Genomic DNA, 18,654 nt, shown 5'->3' on the forward strand with positions numbered 1-18,654 from the left:
CTTCTCAGGAGTCCGCTACATCCGCTACATCCGCTACATCGCAGGTCAGCGGGGGTGTTTGGTGTAGCGGATGGCAGCGATGTAGCGGCTACGGCAGGCAGGCGGGTGCGGGGCCGTAGCCGCTACATCGGGGGTTTGCCGCTACGGGTTCAGGTGCTTTGACCTGGGGTGTAGCGGCTGTAGCGGATGTAGCGCTTCTCAGGGGCGGGGCGGGGGCGGGCAGTAGCGAGCCCACGCGTCGGTGAGGTCGTCGGCGTAGAAGCCCTTGAGGATGCCGCCGCTGGTTCGGATGTTGCGGGAGGCGATGGGTTCGTTGTCCGCCGTCATGTACTCGCTGAGCATCTTGGACAGGCGCCGGTTGTCGAGCGGCCGGCCGCCCAGGTCGGCCCACGGAGCGTCGTCAAGGGCGTTGAGCCGGTCGAGGATGGCGACGGTCGGCAAGCGGTCGATGCCAATGAGGACGTGGTCGCGCAGATCGGTCAGCAGGCGGATACCGATGCTGCCTTTGTCGTTGGCCTGCGAGGCTTTGACCAGGGTCACGCAGGCTTCCCGCGCGCGGCGCGGCCAGTCGCCCCCGACGACGTCGGCGACGGCGAGCAGGGGTTCCCACACGTCCGCCGGGCGGTCGGTGACCCCGTCGGGCATCTCCGGCCACACCCCCATGACGAACCCGCTTGCGTGTTCGGCCCACTGCGCGAGGCGGTCGCGCAGCTCGTTGCCCTCCGGCTCGTGCAGCCCTGCGCGGAACGGTTCGACGTGCTCGTTCCTGGCGCGGCGGCGCATACGGATGATGACCGAGCGGGTCAGGATCGTGTCGGGCAGCGAGCCGAGTCCGGCGACCGCGACGCCGGCGTAGGAGGGGAACGGGGTGACGGTCTGCTGGTCGCCCACGCACCGGTAGGTGACGCCCTTGCGGCGGTGGCCGGCGTTGAGGAACCCGCGCAGTTCCTCGTTGTCCCCCGCCTTGGGGCCGAAGACGGTGTCGATCTCGTCGAAGAGGATCGTAGGCCGTCCCTCGTTGCCCGACACCGACCGGAAGAGCGCGGCGGCGGACGCGTTGACGGCGACCATGGGGCGCGGCACGAGCGTTTCGACGACTTCCAGCGCGCGGGACTTACCGGACCCCGGCTCGGGGGACAGGAACGCCAGACGCGGGGTGGAGTCAAAGCAGTCGATCAGGTGGGCGTGCGCGTCCCACAGCGCGACCGCGACGTAGGCGGCCTCGGTGGGGAAGACGTTGAACCGACGGTGGAAGGCTTCGACCTCGTTGAGCAGGGCCGCGCCGTCGATGGTGTCCGTCATGCTGCGGTCCTCCCTTCCTGGGGGTTGCGGAGCGGGCAGGTGTCGCGGTGGGCGGTGTGGTCGGTGATCAGGGCGAGCACGCGGCGGTGGCCGACGGCGCTGCGGTCCCACCCGCACAAGCACTTCGAGGTGGCGGTGGGCGTGGCGCCACGTGGTGTGACGATGTGCAGCCATGCGACGGGGTACCGGCCGTCTCCGGCCTGCGGGTCAGGGCGAAGGGCAGAAGGGGCGCCCTTGCGGGCGGCGCCTTTCGGCTCGCCCACGGCCGTCTGCGGCGCGGCTGGTTCGGCGGCACGCGGGCCGGTCGTGGTGGGGGTGAGGCTCTTCAGAGGGGGGCGGGGGCGGGCGGTCATGCGGCGTTCCGTCCGCGCTGGTTGCGGGCGATGGACCAGTCCAGAGCGCTGCGCAGGGTGGAGCGGCACTCGGCGGCGGTGAGTCCGGCCCGCTCGCCTGCCTCCTGAAGAGCCTGCTCAACCCCCTGCCGGGGGAGGTCGCCCCACGCGACGAAACGCCCGAGGGCGCGCGCCGCACGGAACAACTTCGCTTCCCGCTCGCCGACTTGGGCCCCGGCGACGTTCCGCGTCTCGCTGTCGAGTGCTACATCCGCATATCGACTGGATTGCGCCGCTACGGGCCCTGAGGGGGCCTGTACGGGCTTGGGGGCCGGTCGCAGGATGCTCAGCAGCCAAAGAGGCAGAGGGGCCGCCACGGGGCCGTACAGGAGTTCGTACGTTCCGGCGGGGGTGGTGCTGCCCGCCGCGACGACGTAGCCGCCCCTCGCGCGGGTGTCGACCAACGCGCCGATGGTGCCAGCCGTGTTGGTCAGCCGCACCCCGGTGGGGGCGGTGAAGTACAGGTGCTGTCCGCCGCTCGCGGTCCGCGTCCGGTAGGTGGTGGGGACGGGGTGGCCGGCGCGCTCACAGAGCGCTGCGAAGGTCGTCGCGCCGCATGGCGCGTCCGCCCTGCCCTTGTTGTCTTTGGGCATGTCGAGGTCGACGACGACCAGCCCGGACGGGCCGGTGGCGATACCGACGTTGTACGGGCCCCGCGACCAGGTGGCGCGGATCAGGGCGGGGTCGGTGGTTGCGCGCTGCTCCCACTTCCGGTGGCCGGCCGCGCACGGGCCGGTGCCGGGGCACGAAGCCTCCCCGTGCAGGGCGGGGCGCTTGGTGCCGGGGCGCAGCGGGAACACGTGCCAACCGCGCTCGGCAGCGTCCAGGGCCGCGCGGAGCAGCGCGGACCGGGGGTCGTGAGTCATGCTGGATGTCCTCCAGTTCGTATGAGCGTGCTGGGTGACAAGGGCGGCCCCGGTTCTTTGGCGAGATGGGGGCCGCCCTTGGCGTAGCTAGAAGGGCGGTTCGTCGCTGTATCCGCCGGGGCCCCACGGGTCACGCCCGTTGTGGCGCCGGTGCAGCCACCGGGGCCGGTGCGGAAGGGGGAGCAGGACCATGCGCCACTCGGTCCAGCAGGGGCAGGGCTCCCACTCGGTGCCCTCGTACTCGCCGTCGTAGTGGTTGCCGTAGTCGTGCGGGATGCCGCCCACGCCGTCACAGTCGCGGCAGTCCGGGCGGGGCGTGTCGGTGAGGATGAGCGCGTTGCGGGGCAGCGCGGTGCGCTGGATACGCAGTCGGATCACGGGTGTTGGCTCCTGTCAGCCGTAGAACTTGTTGCGCTTGATGACGGCCTTGCGGATGTTGACCGTGGTCCCGCTTTTGTCGCCGCTCGCGCTGAACACCTGGACGGCGATCCAGCCGCCGAAGACGACGGCGGCAAGGATGACGAGCTGGGTGACCAGAGCGGTCAGGGCAGTGATGAACGTGGTGAGGAGGAGCAGTCCGCCGCACACGGCGAGGAACCCGACGCCCCCGAGCGCGACGTTCACGGCCGCGCGGGAGACGGCTGGCTTGGCCGTGACCGGTTCGGGCTTGGCGGGCTCGATGGCGTAGCCGGTGATGATCCGGCCGTCGGGCAGGACGATGCTCGCCACGGTCGGGATGGTGCCCGGCTGGACGGGCACCACCGGCGCCGGCGTGACAGTGGCGGGGGTGATGGGGGTGGGGTGGTGGACTTCCACGGCCCGCCCGGTAGGCGGGTGGTGGCCGTTCTCGGGGTACATGCGGAATCCCTTCCGGCAGTAGGCCAGGGAGGCGGAGACACCCCCTTGGGGGAGGCTCCTGGAGGGGGTTCAGGCGGTGCTGACCTGCGGCCCTCCCTGCCTCCCTGACTGATCATTCGTGCAGGTCAAGTGCAGGGAGGCGGGTCAGGGAGGGAGTCAGGGAGTTCTCCCTGCCTCCCTGACCCGACCGGGGTGCGCTCCCTGTCATTCGGCGGCGGAAGCGGAACCCGTCTCGTCGTGGTTGGCGAGGGCGCGGGCGAGGCGGTCGCGGCCGACAACCATGCGGCCGTCGGACTTGTACGGCTCCGCGCCGGTGCCGTCCAGGACGCGCTTGAGGTCGATGAACGACCAGCCGCCGTAGGCGTCCGCGTTCAACGTGGCGAGCCGCTTGAGGACGTCCTGAGTCAGAACGCGGGAGGCGTCGCCGACGACGGTGGCGATGTCGGCGAGGGGGTCGCGGTCCTCGCCCCGCTCGATGGCGTGCAGGGTGGTGACGCCGTCGCGCAGCGCCTTGGCGCGGTCGGTGATGGCTTCGGCGCCGTCGTCGTCGATGTAGTGCGTGCGCACCGTGATGGAGGACTGTCCGGCCGGGACGGTGATGCCGTCGGAGGCGACGACCAAGGTTCCCCGGTCCAGGCCCGGACGCAGCAGGTTCGGTGCGGCGCCGCCGTCGACGGCCTTGTCCCCGAGTGCCATGCGGGCCTGCGATTCGGTGCCCAGGGCGAGGGACGCGCGGGTGTGGGCGCCCTCGCGGACCAGCTTGGGCAGGTTCTCGTTGGTCGGGTCCTGGGTGCCCTGCCACATCAGCACGTTCACCGCACGGCCCTGGTTGTGGATCTTCCGGACCGCCATGAAGTACCGCGAGTTGGCCTTGGACCCGCCGTAGGGGCGCTTGTCCTCGTCCTTGGCCGGGCACATGAACGCCACCTGTGCCTCGTCGACCAGCACGATCAGCGGCGGGAACACGGTGCCGGGCGGGGCCTGGATACGGCGGTTCATCTCGTCCACCGCGCCCTCGACCATCTCGGTCACCTGGATCACGTGCTCGTCCGTCGGACCCTGGATCAGGGTGGTGGCGAGCCCGTCGAACATGGCCCAGTCGCCCACGCCCTTGAGGTCGCCCATGAGGAACTGCACCGACTTGTCCAGCGAGAGCCACAGGGCCAGGGAGCGCAGGGCCACGGTCTTGCCCTGGTTCGACAGACCGGTGATGAGCAGGTGGCGCTGGTACAGGCTCAGGCTCGCGGCGTCGCCACGCAGGTCCTGCCCCCACGGCGCCTTGCCCTTGGTGTAGTCGGCGGTCATCGTCTCGTCCGTGACCAGCGGGGACGGACCGATCGGCTCGTCCAACGCACCCGAGTCGGCCACCCACAGCCGCACCGTACGGGCGGCGGTCGGGATGGTGATGAACACTTCGTGCTCGTGCCGGGTCAGGTTCTCAGCGAGCTTGCGGCGCCGGTTCTGCACCTCGTTCGTCGACACCCCCGACGGCAGGGTGACGTCGACCTCGATGCCGCATCCGGCGATCCGGATCGGACCGAGCATGGACGCGCCGGCGTCCCCCATCTCCTTGATGGCGTTGCGCAGCGCCGGAACCCCCAGGTCCCGCAGCGCCTTGACCACGATGGACGGGGTGATCGGCTCACCCTCGCCCGAGCGGACGTTGGCGGGAAGCGCCCACTGGGGTGCGGCCTGCTGCTTGCTGCCGACGGCCCACAGGGCGAGCAGGGCGAGGAACGGGCCGATCGTGAGCGCCGGACCCCACACGACCTGAACGATCCGGATGAGCAGGGCGATGAAATCGATGGTCGCCGACAGCGGGGTGATGACGTCGCCGACGTCGCCGTTGTTGATGGCCATCACCACCCCGAGCGCGACCAGGACACCGATCCCCATGCCGGTACCGACGGCCACACCCTTGGCGGCCTCCACCGGGGAGTGCAACAGGTCCATACGGCGGTGGTGACGGGCGGCCCGGAAGCGCTGCAACCGCTCCTCCCACTCCTCCGCCGCTTCCAGGTTCCCCGCGGCTTCCGCCGCGCGGATCATCCGCTCGTAACGGGACCCGGTCTTCCCGTCCCAGGTGCGGCGGGCCACGATCCGCCCGCCGTTGAACGTGTAGAGGCTGTGCCGGGCCACCGCCCGCACCGTCGCCCCGGTTCGCTCGTGCGTGACCACACGCTTCACTGCGCGGCCGGAGCGCACCCACAGCGGCACCGGCCGGACCGACGGGGCGTCCGGCACGACGGTGAGCACGGTCGGCGCCGTGTCGTCGACGGTGGCCGGGTCGGTGGGCTTGTGGAGGTGAACGACGTTCTCAGACATGCTGGAACTGCTCCTGACTGCCCCTTCGGGGGCGGGAGTGAGGGAGTGCCGGGGTGGTCGGGTCCGTGGAAAGAGCGACCACCCCGGCGTTGAGGGGTCGGCTGATCAGAACCAACCGGACTTCTTCTTGGCGGCCTTGGCGCGCGCGGCCTCGGTGATCAGGCGCTGACGCTCACCGTGCAGGGCCATCAGCTCCGCGTTCAGCCGCGTCTCGGCGGCGGTGCCGACGGAGTCCATGCGGTTCTCGGCACCGGTCGTGCTGCGGCCCTTGTGGACGCTGCGGGCGCCGCTGGCCATGGCGCGGGTCATCGAGAGGCGTTCACGGCTGGTCAGCGGCCACCACTCACCCCGGCGGACCGCTTCCAGCTTCTTCACGGTCCGCTGGATCTCGCGGTCGAGGCGGCGGATGTCGGCGTTGCCCATGGTCAACCCTTCGGTCGGAACGGGTGGTCGGTGCAGCTCAGGCAGCGTGCGTGAAGCGCTGTGCGGGGCGGTCGGCGAGGCGACCGTGCAGGACGGAGAGGGCGTGGGCGGCCTGCTGCGGGACCACGCCGTTGCCCAGGGCTTTGAGCTGGGCGTTGCGGGACAGGCCGGGTACGGCGGTGACGTGTCCGGGGTCCAGGCCCATCAGCCATTCGACGAACGCGGGACTCAGACGTCCCCGATGGTCAACTGCCCAGGGGGCACGATGCCCGGTGACCGCTTCCCACCGCGCGACGGCGGGGGCGAAACGGCCCCAGTCGGCGTCTCGGGGCGCGGGAGCCGGGTCACCGTGTTCGGCAACTGCCCCTCGTACCCCTCGCCCTTCCAGTCCCGCGCCGTCGGCGTCGGCAACAGCGAGACGGCCGTACGCAGGTCCGGGCCACCCGTTCCGTGCTCGCCCGCCCCGTTGGTGTCCGAGGTCCGGGGCGTCGGCAGCAGCGGCCAGGACGAAGAGCCGGCGGCGCTCGTGCGGAGCACCGACCTGGTCCGCGCGTACAACGCACCACTCCGCATCGAACCCGAGACGGGCAAGGTCGGCGAGGACGTCGGCAAACCCAAGTCGAAGGTGGTTTGCGACGTTTTCCAGGATCGCGTAGCGGGGTCGTAGAACGCCAAGGGCATGCGCGATGTACGGCCAGATGTGCCGCTCATCAGCGGTTCCTTTCCGCCGTCCGGCGATGCTGAAGGGCTGGCAGGGGTACCCGCCGGTCAAGACGTCGACCGGGCCGACATCCCGCCAGTCCAGGGTCGTGATGTCCCCCAGGTTGGGAACCTGCGGGTAGTGGTGGGCGAGGATGTGCGAGGCGCCGGGGTCGACGTCCGCGACCCACGCCGGCTCCCCGCCGAACACGGCTTGGACGGCCATGTCCAGACCGCCGTAACCGGTGCAGAGCGAACCGATCCTCAGCCCGCTCACGCCGCCGACCGCTTCCGCGTGGCACGCTCGGCGAGCAGCGTGTCCCGTAGCGTCCGCGCGTTCGCCGGGGACGTGCGGATCTCTCGGCGGATGCCCTCGGCGGTCACCTTGGCGTCCGGCCAACCGACCGTCACCGTCCGTGCCTCGTGCAGGAGTTCAGCCGCACTTCGGCGCGACCGGGCCGGACGGGCCGATTCTGGAACCCGACCGGTCGCGCGGCGGGTCGGGGTCGACTCAGCCGCCACCGCCCGCTTCTCGATCGAGGCGACCGGAGACCGGTCGACCACCGGGGCGACGACCGGTGCGACGGGTACGGGCTTGAGCGGGAGCGTCGACTTCGTGAAGTCGACCGCCACCGGATCGGGCACCCGCACCACCGTCGCCGTGATCGGCTCCGGGGTCGATTCCGGCAGGTCAGCCATAGACCGTTTCCTCATGGTCTCGGTAGATTCCTCCGCATTCGTGGTTGGGGCGGGAATCGGGGCGGGGCGGTGGTGCAGCACCTTGGCGACCAGGTCGGAACCGAAGTAGATCGACCCGACCGGAAGCGACGTGGCCAGCAGCACCAGCGCGTAGTTCGCCGGGTTCCAGTCGGCCAGACGGCCCCAGTCGACCGATGCGCCGTGCAGTTCCGGCACGAGCCCGTGCACGTAGTTGAGGACCAGCGAGGCGAGGGTGTAGGTGCCCAGCACCCGCAGCGCGAACTTACGGTCGTCGTCGACCAGTACCAGTGCCGCGACCAGCGCGAGCGCCATCAGACCGTCGACCACGAACGGGTACAGCGTCGCGGCCGTGGCGTCCGCGCCGATCGCGCTCGCCACGTCCCGCAGCGCGTTCCAGGACACCCGGAACGCCATGCCGACCACCGCGACCAGCGCCAGGACCAGCGCCGCCTTGCCTTTGCGGTTGAGGTTCATCGCGCACCCCCCACCACAGCGATCACGACGGCGAGGACGAGCAAGGCGCCGCCGGCGCACGTCAGGTCGATGGCGCGGCGCAAACCGGTGAACTTGGCGACCGCGAGCCGGGACAGACCCGCGATGTCCGCGCTGCGGTCGATCTCCGCGAGCGTGGCCGTGATCTCCTCGGCGGTGAGCGTGGCCCACAGAGGGAAACCGTGCCGCCCCCGCAGGTTCGGCCGTACCGACCGCAGCAGCAGACCGGCCGCCACGGCCAGCAGCACCATGCCGAACCCGCCCACCGCGTAGGCGGCGGGGTTGAGCGGCATGTCCTTGGCGACCGTCCACGCACCGGCCAGCACCGCGCCGATGAACGCGAGCAGCAGACCAGTCTTCGTGTCCGTCCGCGCGATCTCCGCCTTCACCTCAGCGTGCGCGGCGGTCAGGTTCTGGTCGGCGGCACTCACGCGGCACCGCCCGCCGTGCGGTCGGCGGCGGTGCGGTTGGCCAGCGCCCGCCGCTCCTCCAGCACCTTGCCGAACGCCCGGCGCAGACGCTTGGCGTCCACCTCGTTCGGCGTGTGGTTGAGCGCGATGATCTGCGCGTCGATCAGCTCGACGTCCGCCAGGATCGCGGGCATCTCCTGCTCGATCGCGTCCAGCTCGGCGTTCGTCGGCTCCATGAAGTCGGCGAACGCGGTAACAGCGTCCTGAACAGTGACGATGGTGCTCATAGGGTCGCAGTCCTCTCACACAGGAACGGCCCGAACAGCGGCTCCGGTGTTCCCGCACCGGAGCCGCGCGCCGTTGAAGTCGGAACATCCGGCTCCCCTCAGCGCTGCACGTACGAGACGTGCAGCGGAGGCAACCGGCCCGCAGAAAACGCTGCGGGTGTCGGTCGTGCTGTACCGCGTACAGGACGGACCCGTACGCGCTCGCCCACCGCTGCGAGCGGGGGCGATGGTCTTACTTCGACACTCTGTTGAGTTCTCAACCAACGAACGCTTCCTTCGTACTCACCCCTGCGGGCTTTCCTCCGGGCGCACCTGTACCGCAGTGCTGTACGTGACACCCCGTCTAACTTGTCTGGAGGAGTGCCGCTGAGCAAGAGACTGCACGAGTCGCGCTTGGAGAGTCAAGCCCCCTGGTCTAACTTGTATGGAGGAGTCGGAGCAGAGGAGGCGCATTACCGGTGCGACGCGGCATGACGAAGGCGCAGGAAGTCGCCTATGACCTGCGCGAACAGATCGAGTCCGGGCAGTTGGCGGGGGGCGCAGCGCTCCCCAGCGAATCGAAGATGATGAGCCAGTACGGCTACAGCCGCGAGACCATCCGCGCCGGCGTCCGCCTCCTGGTCGAAGAGGGCCTAGTCGTCACGGGGCAGGGACAAGGGAAGTACGTCCGCGAGGACTACCCGCCCGTCGTTTGGAACTGGACCACTCTGGAGAGTCGGAGCCGCCACGCCACTGCGGTCGAGGGGCGAACCGCCGGTGACCAGTGGGCCAGCGCGATTGCGGAGAACGGGAACGCCCCCCGCCAAGACATCACGGTGTCGATCGTTGAGCCGCCCGCCCACGTGCGCGAATGCCTCGAACTGCCCGCAGACGGTCTGGCCGTGGCTCGCAAGCGCGTCCGGTACATAGACAACCGGCCCTACGCTCTCGCCGACTCGTACTTCCCTCAGGAACTCGTCACCGGCACGCCCTTGATGGAACCCCGCGACGTCTCGGCGCCCGGTGGCGTTCTGGCTTCCGTGGGACTTGTGCAAGCGAAGTACAGGGACGAGATTTCAGTCCGTATGCCGACTCGACAGGAGGCCGCACTACTTGCACTCCCTGCGGCAACACCGATCGCAGAGCACACCCGAACCGGCTATGACGCGGACGGCCGTCCCCTCCGCTGCATGGTCACCATCCTCCCCGGAGACAGGCACAAGATCCTCTATGAAGTCAGCACCGACTGAGTACCTTCGCCCCGCAGCGGCGGAGGATGTACCAGCCCTCTTGACTCTCCGAACAGAGGCCGAGGGGTGGCTACGCACCAAAGGCACGGATCAGTGGAGCGACGCGGAGACCGGTGAACGCGCCATCGCGAAATGGCGCGCCAGCATAGATGAGGGGCGCGCATGGGTCGTGGTCGGCGAGCAGGGCGAAGTACTCGCGACCGTGAGCCGGGGCCCCGTCGACCGAGACTTCTGGAAGGACTCCGACCGCCCGGAAACAGCGCTGTACCTCTACAAGCTGATCGTCGCGCGTGAAGCGTCCGGGCGTCATCTCGGCACACGGGTCATCGACTGGATGTCCCGTCTTGCAGCGCTGGAAGGGCGAAGCTGGGTGCGCATCGACACGTGGCGCACGAACACGGGGTTGCACGCCTACTACGAGCGGTTGGGCTTTCAGCACGTCCGCACTGAGGCCCCGTCACACAGGCGCTCAGGGTGGCTCGCGCAGCGACCGGCAGGTGAAGTCTCCATGCCCGACGACCTCTTGCCCGTCGGTCTCCGCCAGGGGCAGCACGGGGACGTGGCCGCGCCCGTCGGGGTACCGCTTCAGAGGCGCTAACGCGCTGGTCAGCCGGTAGCGCTCCGTCTCAGTTTCCGTCTCATTCATCCCCGTCCGTCGTCGTCCACAGCGGTTCACGCCACGGGCGCGCGTACGGGAATGAACGAGGCTGAACGGCTCCGGATCATGGTCTGACCAGCACGAACAGACCTCGAAAGCGAGTGTGGCGCAAGTCACCGAGGGTTCAAATCCCTCCGCTACCGCTGAAGAAGGGCTCCGCCGTCAAGCGGGGCCCTTCCTGCGTTTCCGGGCTCCGCCGTCTCTCCTGCGAACGCATGATCGGGTTACACTCGCCGCCGACAAAGAGGACCCATGGGGGCCCACGGGGCACAAGAGGCGGGGGAGGCCACGGTGGCGGTGCAGGGGAAGAAGATCGCGCTGTATGTGCTCGTGGTCTTCGTGCTCTACGTGATCATCACGGACCCGGCCAAGGCCGCCGACTACGTCCAGATAGGGTTCGAGGGCGTCTCGAACGCCGCCCAGTCCGTCGGTGACTTCATGACCTGGATCGCCAACGGCGGCGAGTAGCGGCAGCGCCCAGCACCACCACGCCGTACGACCTCCCCGGAGCACCCATGATCCGCCACCTGGTCCTCTTCAAGCTCAACGAGGGCGTCGAGCGCGACGACCCACGGGTCGTGAAGGGCGTCGAAGCCTTCCGCGCGCTCGACGGCACCATCGAGGAGATCCGCTTCTGGGAGCTGGGCTGGAACCTCAGCGACCGCCCCATCGCCTACGACTTCGCGATCAACTCCGCGTTCGACGACGCCGACGCGCTCCGTACGTACGTCGAACACCCGGCCCACCAGGCGGGCGTCGCGCTGTGGCACGAGTTCGCCACCTGGATCATCGCCGACTACGAGTTCTGAGCCGTACGGCCACACCTCACGCCCCGCACTCCAGCAGTGCGGGGCGCTTTTACACCCAATTGCGCCTCGCACGGTCAACTCTCGTCCAACACGGCGTTATGCGGTGCTTGATCACAGTGCACATGTCTTGTGATGCTATGACCGCTTTTGACGGTTGAGTTGATGGATGAAGAGGTGGCGTTGACCGTGTCGGCCAGTACTGCGCCTCCCCAGGAAGACGTCCCGGCTCCCGATCCCGCGCCGGCCCAGGTCACGGCCCCCGTCCCGGAGAAGCGCCGCGGCGCCGACACCCGGGCCCTCACCCAGGTGCTCTTCGGCGAGCTGAAGCACCTGGTGCCGGGCACCCCGGAGCACAACCGCGTGCGCGGCGCGCTCATCGAGGCGAACCTCCCCCTAGTGCGCTACGCGGCCGCCCGCTTCCGCTCCCGCAACGAGCCCATGGAGGACGTCGTCCAGGTCGGGACCATCGGGCTGATCAACGCCATCGACCGGTTCGACCCGGACCGGGGCGTACAGTTCCCGACCTTCGCGATGCCCACCGTCGTCGGCGAGATCAAGCGGTACTTCCGCGACAACGTCCGCACGGTCCACGTCCCGCGCCGGCTGCACGAGCTGTGGGTGCAGGTGAACAGCGCGACCGAGGACCTCACCACCGCCTTCGGCCGCACGCCCTCCACCGCCGAGATCGCCGAGCGGCTGCGCATCACCGAGGAGGAGGTCCTGTCCTGCATCGAGGCGGGCCGCTCGTACCACGCGACCTCACTGGAGGCCGCCCAGGAGGGCGACGGGATGCCGGGACTGCTCGACCGGCTCGGCTACGAGGACCCCGAGCTCGACGGCGTCGAACACCGCGACCTCGTACGGCACCTCCTCGTCCAACTCCCCGAGCGCGAACAGCGGATCCTGCTGCTCCGCTACTACAGCAACCTCACGCAGTCGCAGATCAGCGCGGAGCTGGGCGTCTCCCAGATGCATGTCTCGCGGCTGCTGGCGCGGAGCTTCGCGCGGCTGCGGTCGGCCAACCGCATCGAGGCGTGAGCGCTCCGCCTGGGTGCCGGGCGCCCACTCGTCTGCCGGGTTCCCGGGTCTTGCGGCTGCGGGCCGGTTCGTGGCTGGTCGCGCAGTTCCCCGCACCCCTTCGGGGCGTCGGCCCCGGCTTCGGAAAGTGGTGACCGCCGGTAACCGCCGGACCCTCGCGGCGTCTCGGATGGACCATGGGGCACACGGGGCGCACGAAGGCAGGCGGGGCGCACAGAATCGGCCAGCGGCACGCGTGCGCAGGCCATGGGCGTGACCGAATGCGCTGTCGGGTGATCACCGGTGAGAGCGAATCGCCCACCGCTCTTCTTTCCCGTCGTTCTAGGCCGAAAGGGCATCAGACCGCCTTATTCCGGGGCCAATTCACCCTCTCCATGTCGACATGTCACTACATCGCGTTGCCGACGTGTGACATTCTTCCCCCAGCGCGTTTGCCGTGGCCTCGCCGCCGGTATTCAGGTGGAGGCTGCGTTCCTTACGACGGAGCGTCCGCCGCGACCGTCCGCGACCCAAAGGGGGTGGCATGTCCGCAGACCAGGGCAGCTCGAAGGTGCTCACGCTCGACAAGAGCGAGACCGCGCCCGACGCTATCCAGGCCCCTCAGGACCTTCAGGCGCTTGAGGACCTTCCCGGTCCCCAGGCTCCTCCGGTGACTGACCTTCCGGCCGTGTCGGCCTCGGCGAACATCGACACCCGCACCCTGTCCCGCTCCCTGTTCCTGCGGCTGGCCGCACTGGACGAGAACAGCCCCGAGCGTGCCTACGTCCGGGACACTCTCATCGAGCTCAACCTCCCCCTGGTGCGTTACGCCGCCGCCCGTTTCCGGTCGCGCAACGAACCGATGGAGGACATCGTCCAGGTCGGAACGATCGGCCTGATCAAGGCGATCGACCGCTTCGACTGCGAACGGGGCGTGGAGTTCCCGACGTTCGCGATGCCGACGGTCGTGGGCGAGATCAAGCGGTTCTTCCGCGACACCTCGTGGTCGGTCCGGGTGCCGAGGCGGTTGCAGGAGCTGCGCCTGGCCCTCACCAAGGCCAGCGACGAGCTGTCCCAGAAGCTCGACCGCTCCCCGACGGTCACCGAACTCGCCGCCGTCCTGGGCGTGTCGGAGGAGGACGTCGTCGACGGCCTCGCGGTGGGCAACGCCTACACGGCGTCGTCGCTGGACTCCCCCGCCCCCGAGGACGACGGTGGCGAGGGCTCCCTCGCGGACCGCCTCGGCTACGAGGACACGGCGCTGGAGGGCGTGGAGTACCGCGAGTCGCTGAAGCCGCTACTGGCCAAGCTGCCGCCCCGCGAGCGCCGGATCATCATGCTCCGCTTCTTCGCGAACATGACGCAGTCCCAGATCGGCGAGGAGGTCGGCATCTCCCAGATGCACGTCTCCCGCCTCCTCACCCGGACCCTGGCCCAGCTCCGCGAGGGCCTGATCTCCGACTGAGCCACACGTTGACACGTGACCGCCGGGGTGCCGCGAGGGCGCCCCGGCGGTGGACGTATGTACCGGTGGGCACGGGAGCGTTGGCGGGTGCGGGTGAGTGGGGGCTGGTCGCGCAGTTCCCCGCGCCCCTGAAAAGCAGGGGCTGCGCCCCGTGCTTTCCGGCCCGAAGGACCGTCGGTCTCCAGGCCCGCAGGACCTCGGCTTTCAGGCCTGCAGGGCCTGGCTTTTCAGGGGCGCGGGGGACTGCGCGAGCGACCACGAACCACCCGCAGCCGCAAACATCACATCAGCCCGGCAGTCGAGTAGGCACGCAACAGCCCACCGCACCCATCACATCAGCGCGAGCCACACCACCGCGGCCACAACCACCACCGCGGCGACCACGCCGACGATCACCCCGACCCGCGGCCCGGAGGAAGCCGCGGCAGCGGGCCGTCGCCCCCCCGCCGGCGTCTCGTCGACGAAGGCGCGGAACATCTGCGTGCTGCCCGCGGGGTCGTAGTTGCCCTGAGGGCCCTGGTTGTCAGCCATGGCCCGAGACCTTAGCGAATCGGGGAGGACGCGCCCAAGCGGGGTTCTCCGCCCGCCCCAGGCCGAACCGTTCTCCTTTGCCAAGACTTGAGCCGCGAACGCCCGATTTCATTTGCCTGCAGCAACCATCCACTCTTATGGTTGCCCTAAGCAACAAACGAGGGAGGGGCTCCATGGCCGGGCAAGCGCACTACGAGGAGCTGACCCGTCAGCTCAGCGCCATCGGGGCCGTGAAGCGGGAGCTCGCACGGATACTGCCGCACGACTGCCCCGGCGGATCGGCGGGAGTCCTGACCCTGCTCGGCCGGCACGGCGACATGCGGATGAGCAGGCTCGCCGAACTGCTCTCCGTAGACATGTCCGTGACCAGCCGTCATGTCGCCCACGTCGCCGCGCGGGGCTGGATCGAACGCCTCCCCGACCCGGCGGACAAACGCTCACGCATCCTGCGCCTGACCCCCGAGGGCCGGGCCGTGATCGCCGAGCTGGACCGGCGCACCAGCCGGCTGATGGCCGACCGGCTGAGCGCCTGGTCCGACGACGAGGTCGGACAGCTCGCCCGCCTCCTGGGCCGGCTGCGCGAGAGCTTCGACGCCGCCCCACCATCCCGAACACCCGCATAGCGAGCGGCAGATCAGCAACCCGTACACCCCGCGACGAGCACACCCGCAAAGAGCACACAGGAAAAGGAAGCCCATGGCAACGACCACACCAGCCGGTGTGCGGGCTCACGCCAAGCACGGCGGAGGCGCCCCCAAGGGGGCCTCCCACGGTGGCGACCACGCCCCGATGACGCACCGGCAGATCATGGAAGCGCTGACCGGGCTGCTGCTCGGCATGTTCGTGGCGATCCTGTCGTCGACGATCGTGTCGAACGCGCTCCCGGACATCATCAAGGACCTGGGCGGCGGGCAGAGCGCGTACACCTGGGTCGTGACCGCGTCGCTGCTGGCGATGACCGCGTCCACTCCCCTGTGGGGCAAGCTCGCCGACCTGTTCTCCAAGAAGCTGCTGATCCAGCTGGCCCTCGTGGTCTTCGTGCTCGGGTCGGCCGCGGCCGGACTGTCCCAGAACGCCGGGATGCTGATCGCCTTCCGCGCCGTCCAGGGCATCGGCATGGGCGGACTCTCCTCGCTGGCGCAGATCATCCTCGCCGCGATGATCTCCCCGCGCGAGCGCGGCCGGTACAACGGCTACCTCGGCGCCACCTTCGCGACCGCGATGGTCGGCGGCCCGCTGGTCGGCGGCGTCATCACCGACACCGACTGGCTGGGCTGGCGCTGGTGCTTCTACGTCGGCGTGCCCTTCGCGGTCGTCGCCCTGATCGTGCTCCAGCGGACCCTGCATCTGCCGGTCGTCAAGCGCAAGGTCAAGGTCGACTGGGCGGGCGCGTTCCTCATCACCGCCGCGGTCTGTCTGCTGCTGGTCTGGGTGACCTTCGCCGGTGACAAGTACGACTGGGTGTCGTGGCAGACGTACGCGATGGTCGGCGGCACGGTGGCTTTGCTCGGCCTCTTCCTCCTCGTCGAGTCCAGGGCGAGCGAGCCGATCATCCCGCTGCGGCTGTTCCGTAACCGGACGATCGCGCTGGCCTCGCTGGCCTCGCTCTTCGTCGGTGTCGCGATGTTCGCGGGCACCATCTTCTTCAGCCAGTACTTCCAGCTGGCCCGCGACAAGTCGCCGACCATGTCCGGGGTCCTCACCATCCCCATGATCGCCGGCCTGTTCGTCTCCTCGACGGTCTCCGGCCAGGTCATCACCCGCACCGGCCGCTGGAAGGCCTGGCTGCTCGCCGGCGGTGTGCTGGTGACCTCGGGCCTCGGGCTGCTGGGCACCCTCCGGTACGACACCGAGTACTGGCACGTGGCGATGTTCATGGCGCTGCTCGGCCTCGGCGTCGGCATGATGATGCAGAACCTGGTGCTGTGCACCCAGAACCAGGTGGCCCCGGGTGACCTGGGCGCCGCCAGCTCGACCGTCACCTTCTTCCGCTCCCTCGGCGGCGCGATCGGCGTCTCCGCGCTGGGCGCCGTCCTGAGCCACCGGATCACGCACTACGCCGAGGAGGGCCTCGCCAAGCTCGGCGCGTCCGGTTCCTCCACGGGCCACGGCGAGATCCCCGACCTGGACGCGCTGCCCGCGCCGATCCGCACCGTCATCGAGAGCGCCTACGGCCACGGCATCGGGGACGTCTTCCTCTACGCCGCCCCCTTCGCCGCCCTCGCGCTCGTCTTCTCCTTCTTCATCAGGGAGGTCCCGCTGAAGACCACCGGGGCGCTCGCCCAGGCCGCGGAGGCCAAGGCCACGGGGACCGGCGGGGAGACGGACGTGCCGGACCCGTCGCCGACTCCGGTCATGGCTTCGGTGGCGGCCGCTTCCGCCGAGTCCCGGGCTCCGGTGACCACCGCTTCCGCCGCGGCTGAGGCTCCGGCCCCCGCGGTCGGCGGAGGCAGCGGGATACCCGTACGGGGGCAGGTGCGCGGGGCCGAGGGCGTGCCCGTGCCCCGGGCCGCCGTCACCCTCATCTCGCTCGGCGGGCGGCAGCTCGGCCGTTCGGTCGCGGGGGCCGAGGGTGCCTACGCGGTGGACGCGCCCGGCGCCGGATCGTACGTCCTGATCGCGGCCGCCGACGGGTTCCAGCCGCAGGCGTCCACGGTGGTCGTGAACGGCGAGCCGGTGGCGTACGACATCCTGCTGAGCGGGACCAGCGGGCTGAGCGGTGTCGTGCGCGCCGTCGGGGACGGGCAGCCGGTGAAGGACGCCATGGTCGTGGTGACCGATGTGCGCGGGGACGTGCTGGCCAGCGGGATCACCGGTGAGCAGGGCGAGTTCGGCTTCGGCGAGCTGGTGCCGGGCGCGGTGACCGTCGCGGTGAACGCCGCCGGGTACCGTCCGCGCGCCCTGCCCGTCGAGGTCGGCGGCACCGGCGTCACCCGGATCGAGATCGACCTGGAGGCCGGGGCCCGGCTCCAGGGGACCGTACGGGCGCCGGGCGGGCCGTTGGCCGACGCCCGCGTGACCCTCCTCGACGCGGCGGGCAACGTGGTCGGCACGGCCACCACCGGCGCGGACGGGACATACGCCTTCGCCGACCTGGACGGCGGGGAGTACACGGTCATCGCCACCGGGTACCCGCCCGTGGCCACGGCACTGACGGTCGCCGGCCCCGGCGTCGACGGCCACGACATCGAACTCGCCCACCCTGGCGAGTAGTCGAGCAGTTGACAGTTGAACCACCGGCCGGTGGAGCCTCCCCCCGCTCCACCGGCCGGTCGCATGCTGAGGAGTGGACGAACATGGGGCTGACCGAACGGACCGGACTGACCGCGAGGATCCGCACCCGGGACGGATGGGCCGTGTCGCACGCGGTCGTCACGGTGACCGACATGACCGGTACGCAGGTGCTGCGGGCCGAGGCGGACGCCGAAGGGGGCGTGCACGACCCCACGCCGCTCGCGCCCGGCGCGTACACGGTGATCGTCACGGCGGTCGGCTACACGCCGACGGCCTCCAGCGCCCTGGTGACGGCGAGCGGGCGCGCGGAGGTCGGCACCGTGGTCCTGGCCCGGCAGGGCGGTACCGAACTGCCGCCGCCCGGCCCCTGGACCGTCGACCCCGCCCATTCGTCCGTCGCCGCCGTGGCCCGGCACCTCGGCATCTCCAGCGTCCACGGCCGCTTCACCGACTTCTCGGCCTCGATCGAGATCGCCCCGGCCCCGGACGAGGGCACCAAGTCCCGGGTGGAGGCGGTGATCCGGGCGGCCTCGATCGACACGGGCAACGCGACGCGGGACCAGCATCTGCGCTCCCCGGACTTCCTGGACGTCGAACGGCACCCCGAGATCACCTACGTCTCGACGGGCCTCACCCCCGCCGGCCCCGACCGCTGGACCGTCCACGGCGAGCTGGGCCTGCACGGCGTCGTACGCCCGGTCGACCTGGACCTGGCCTACCTGGGCACGGGCGCGGACCCCTGGGGCGGCACCCGGGCCGCCTTCCGGGCCACGGCCGAACTCCACCGCGAGAACTTCGCCTTGAACTACAACCAGGTCGTGCAGGCGGGCATCGCGGCGATCGGTACGACGCTGAAGGTGGAGCTGGATGTGCAGGCGGTGCAGGGAGAAGCCGTGCCGCAGGCGTAGGAACCCTGGGTACGCATGACAGGGGCAGG

21 protein-coding genes are annotated in these 18,654 nt (G+C 70.1%); 9 read left to right on the plus strand and 12 right to left on the minus strand.

Annotated elements, in window-relative coordinates; translation table 11 throughout:
• Nucleotides 1-198: 198 nt before the first annotated feature.
• The 11 genes from ACWD26_RS04790 to ACWD26_RS04840 form a co-directional block, all read right to left on the minus strand.
• Nucleotides 199-1,302: a DUF3631 domain-containing protein gene (locus ACWD26_RS04790; RefSeq protein ID WP_451266204.1), complete on the minus strand. Its 1,104-nt coding sequence runs from the start codon at nt 1,300-1,302 to the stop codon at nt 199-201.
• Entirely contained in the window at nt 1,299-1,655 is a 357-nt protein-coding gene (locus ACWD26_RS04795) for a hypothetical protein (RefSeq protein WP_451266205.1), read from the minus strand. Before ACWD26_RS04795 ends, ACWD26_RS04790 begins: the two co-directional genes overlap by 4 nt.
• Nucleotides 1,652-2,560 carry a bifunctional DNA primase/polymerase gene (locus ACWD26_RS04800; protein ID WP_451266207.1) on the minus strand — a complete coding sequence of 303 codons (909 nt, stop codon included), beginning with the start codon at nt 2,558-2,560 and terminating at the stop codon, nt 1,652-1,654. The genes ACWD26_RS04795 and ACWD26_RS04800 overlap by 4 nt, the downstream gene beginning before the upstream one ends.
• Nucleotides 2,561-2,647: 87 nt before the next feature.
• A complete protein-coding gene (locus ACWD26_RS04805; RefSeq protein WP_451266209.1) occupies nt 2,648-2,938 on the minus strand; it encodes a hypothetical protein in 291 nt (96 codons plus the stop codon).
• A 15-nt stretch (nt 2,939-2,953) separates the two neighbouring features.
• On the minus strand, nt 2,954-3,418 hold the full coding sequence (locus ACWD26_RS04810; RefSeq protein WP_451266211.1) for a hypothetical protein: 465 nt from the start codon (nt 3,416-3,418) through the stop codon (nt 2,954-2,956).
• A 204-nt stretch (nt 3,419-3,622) separates the two neighbouring features.
• On the minus strand, nt 3,623-5,743 hold the full coding sequence (locus ACWD26_RS04815) for an FtsK/SpoIIIE domain-containing protein (RefSeq protein ID WP_451266213.1): 2,121 nt from the start codon (nt 5,741-5,743) through the stop codon (nt 3,623-3,625).
• A gap of 105 nt (nt 5,744-5,848) precedes the next feature.
• Entirely contained in the window at nt 5,849-6,166 is a 318-nt protein-coding gene (locus tag ACWD26_RS04820) for a hypothetical protein (RefSeq protein ID WP_451266215.1), read from the minus strand.
• A gap of 37 nt (nt 6,167-6,203) precedes the next feature.
• The gene (locus ACWD26_RS04825) at nt 6,204-7,142 is read right to left on the minus strand and encodes a DNA cytosine methyltransferase (RefSeq protein WP_451266217.1); all 939 of its coding nucleotides are present in this window, start codon (nt 7,140-7,142) and stop codon (nt 6,204-6,206) included.
• A complete protein-coding gene (locus ACWD26_RS04830; protein WP_451266219.1) occupies nt 7,139-8,059 on the minus strand; it encodes a DUF2637 domain-containing protein in 921 nt (306 codons plus the stop codon). Before ACWD26_RS04830 ends, ACWD26_RS04825 begins: the two co-directional genes overlap by 4 nt.
• Nucleotides 8,056-8,508 (minus strand): Pycsar system effector family protein, encoded by a 453-nt coding sequence (locus ACWD26_RS04835; RefSeq protein ID WP_451266221.1) that lies wholly within the window; start codon nt 8,506-8,508, stop codon nt 8,056-8,058. The genes ACWD26_RS04830 and ACWD26_RS04835 overlap by 4 nt, the downstream gene beginning before the upstream one ends.
• Nucleotides 8,505-8,774: a DUF6284 family protein gene (locus ACWD26_RS04840; RefSeq protein WP_451266223.1), complete on the minus strand. Its 270-nt coding sequence runs from the start codon at nt 8,772-8,774 to the stop codon at nt 8,505-8,507. Before ACWD26_RS04840 ends, ACWD26_RS04835 begins: the two co-directional genes overlap by 4 nt.
• Nucleotides 8,775-9,244: 470 nt before the next feature.
• Here ACWD26_RS04840 and ACWD26_RS04845 point away from each other — a divergent pair, with 470 nt between their 5' ends.
• The 6 genes from ACWD26_RS04845 (at nt 9,245) to ACWD26_RS04870 (ending at nt 13,952) form a co-directional block, all read left to right on the plus strand.
• Nucleotides 9,245-10,003, plus strand: coding sequence for a GntR family transcriptional regulator (locus ACWD26_RS04845; protein WP_451266225.1), 759 nt, complete (start codon nt 9,245-9,247; stop codon nt 10,001-10,003).
• Complete coding sequence (locus ACWD26_RS04850) at nt 9,984-10,601, plus strand: N-acetyltransferase family protein (protein ID WP_451266227.1); 618 nt, start codon at nt 9,984-9,986, stop codon at nt 10,599-10,601. The genes ACWD26_RS04845 and ACWD26_RS04850 overlap by 20 nt, the downstream gene beginning before the upstream one ends.
• A 312-nt stretch (nt 10,602-10,913) precedes the next feature.
• Nucleotides 10,914-11,129: a hypothetical protein gene (locus ACWD26_RS04855; protein ID WP_451266680.1), complete on the plus strand. Its 216-nt coding sequence runs from the start codon at nt 10,914-10,916 to the stop codon at nt 11,127-11,129.
• A gap of 47 nt (nt 11,130-11,176) precedes the next feature.
• Nucleotides 11,177-11,470, plus strand: coding sequence for a Dabb family protein (locus ACWD26_RS04860; protein WP_451266229.1), 294 nt, complete (start codon nt 11,177-11,179; stop codon nt 11,468-11,470).
• 162 nt (nt 11,471-11,632) lie between these two features.
• Nucleotides 11,633-12,508, plus strand: coding sequence for a SigB/SigF/SigG family RNA polymerase sigma factor (locus ACWD26_RS04865; RefSeq protein WP_451266231.1), 876 nt, complete (start codon nt 11,633-11,635; stop codon nt 12,506-12,508).
• A gap of 523 nt (nt 12,509-13,031) precedes the next feature.
• Complete coding sequence (locus tag ACWD26_RS04870; protein ID WP_013002373.1) at nt 13,032-13,952, plus strand: RNA polymerase sigma factor SigF; 921 nt, start codon at nt 13,032-13,034, stop codon at nt 13,950-13,952.
• Nucleotides 13,953-14,282: 330 nt separating this feature from the next.
• Here ACWD26_RS04870 and ACWD26_RS04875 read toward each other — a convergent pair whose 3' ends face one another.
• Nucleotides 14,283-14,483, minus strand: coding sequence for a hypothetical protein (locus ACWD26_RS04875; RefSeq protein WP_451266233.1), 201 nt, complete (start codon nt 14,481-14,483; stop codon nt 14,283-14,285).
• Nucleotides 14,484-14,656: 173 nt separating this feature from the next.
• On the opposite strand from ACWD26_RS04875, the gene ACWD26_RS04880 reads away from it, so the two are divergent.
• From ACWD26_RS04880 to ACWD26_RS04890, 3 genes are all read left to right on the plus strand, one after another.
• Nucleotides 14,657-15,106 carry a MarR family winged helix-turn-helix transcriptional regulator gene (locus tag ACWD26_RS04880; RefSeq protein ID WP_451266235.1) on the plus strand — a complete coding sequence of 150 codons (450 nt, stop codon included), beginning with the start codon at nt 14,657-14,659 and terminating at the stop codon, nt 15,104-15,106.
• Nucleotides 15,107-15,179: 73 nt separating this feature from the next.
• The gene (locus ACWD26_RS04885) at nt 15,180-17,696 is read left to right on the plus strand and encodes an MFS transporter (RefSeq protein ID WP_451266237.1); all 2,517 of its coding nucleotides are present in this window, start codon (nt 15,180-15,182) and stop codon (nt 17,694-17,696) included.
• An 83-nt stretch (nt 17,697-17,779) separates the two neighbouring features.
• The gene (locus ACWD26_RS04890) at nt 17,780-18,625 is read left to right on the plus strand and encodes a YceI family protein (protein ID WP_451266239.1); all 846 of its coding nucleotides are present in this window, start codon (nt 17,780-17,782) and stop codon (nt 18,623-18,625) included.
• Nucleotides 18,626-18,654 lie beyond the last annotated feature (29 nt).

This window comes from Streptomyces sp. NPDC002787, from assembly GCF_053592095.1.

Bases quoted from the DNA above. Each gene is read 5' to 3' on its own strand.
- ACWD26_RS04790 (WP_451266204.1), bottom strand. From the start codon at position 1,302: ATGACGGACACCATCGACGGCGCGGCCCTGCTCAACGAGGTCGAAGCC.
- ACWD26_RS04795 (WP_451266205.1), bottom strand. From the start codon at position 1,655: ATGACCGCCCGCCCCCGCCCCCCTCTGAAGAGCCTCACCCCCACCACG.
- ACWD26_RS04800 (WP_451266207.1), bottom strand. From the start codon at position 2,560: ATGACTCACGACCCCCGGTCCGCGCTGCTCCGCGCGGCCCTGGACGCT.
- ACWD26_RS04810 (WP_451266211.1), bottom strand. From the start codon at position 3,418: ATGTACCCCGAGAACGGCCACCACCCGCCTACCGGGCGGGCCGTGGAA.
- ACWD26_RS04815 (WP_451266213.1), bottom strand. From the start codon at position 5,743: ATGTCTGAGAACGTCGTTCACCTCCACAAGCCCACCGACCCGGCCACC.
- ACWD26_RS04820 (WP_451266215.1), bottom strand. From the start codon at position 6,166: ATGGGCAACGCCGACATCCGCCGCCTCGACCGCGAGATCCAGCGGACC.
- ACWD26_RS04830 (WP_451266219.1), bottom strand. From the start codon at position 8,059: ATGAACCTCAACCGCAAAGGCAAGGCGGCGCTGGTCCTGGCGCTGGTC.
- ACWD26_RS04840 (WP_451266223.1), bottom strand. From the start codon at position 8,774: ATGAGCACCATCGTCACTGTTCAGGACGCTGTTACCGCGTTCGCCGAC.
- ACWD26_RS04845 (WP_451266225.1), top strand. From the start codon at position 9,245: ATGACGAAGGCGCAGGAAGTCGCCTATGACCTGCGCGAACAGATCGAG.
- ACWD26_RS04850 (WP_451266227.1), top strand. From the start codon at position 9,984: ATGAAGTCAGCACCGACTGAGTACCTTCGCCCCGCAGCGGCGGAGGAT.
- ACWD26_RS04855 (WP_451266680.1), top strand. From the start codon at position 10,914: ATGGGGGCCCACGGGGCACAAGAGGCGGGGGAGGCCACGGTGGCGGTG.
- ACWD26_RS04860 (WP_451266229.1), top strand. From the start codon at position 11,177: ATGATCCGCCACCTGGTCCTCTTCAAGCTCAACGAGGGCGTCGAGCGC.
- ACWD26_RS04865 (WP_451266231.1), top strand. From the start codon at position 11,633: ATGGATGAAGAGGTGGCGTTGACCGTGTCGGCCAGTACTGCGCCTCCC.
- ACWD26_RS04870 (WP_013002373.1), top strand. From the start codon at position 13,032: ATGTCCGCAGACCAGGGCAGCTCGAAGGTGCTCACGCTCGACAAGAGC.
- ACWD26_RS04875 (WP_451266233.1), bottom strand. From the start codon at position 14,483: ATGGCTGACAACCAGGGCCCTCAGGGCAACTACGACCCCGCGGGCAGC.
- ACWD26_RS04880 (WP_451266235.1), top strand. From the start codon at position 14,657: ATGGCCGGGCAAGCGCACTACGAGGAGCTGACCCGTCAGCTCAGCGCC.
- ACWD26_RS04885 (WP_451266237.1), top strand. From the start codon at position 15,180: ATGGCAACGACCACACCAGCCGGTGTGCGGGCTCACGCCAAGCACGGC.
- ACWD26_RS04890 (WP_451266239.1), top strand. From the start codon at position 17,780: ATGGGGCTGACCGAACGGACCGGACTGACCGCGAGGATCCGCACCCGG.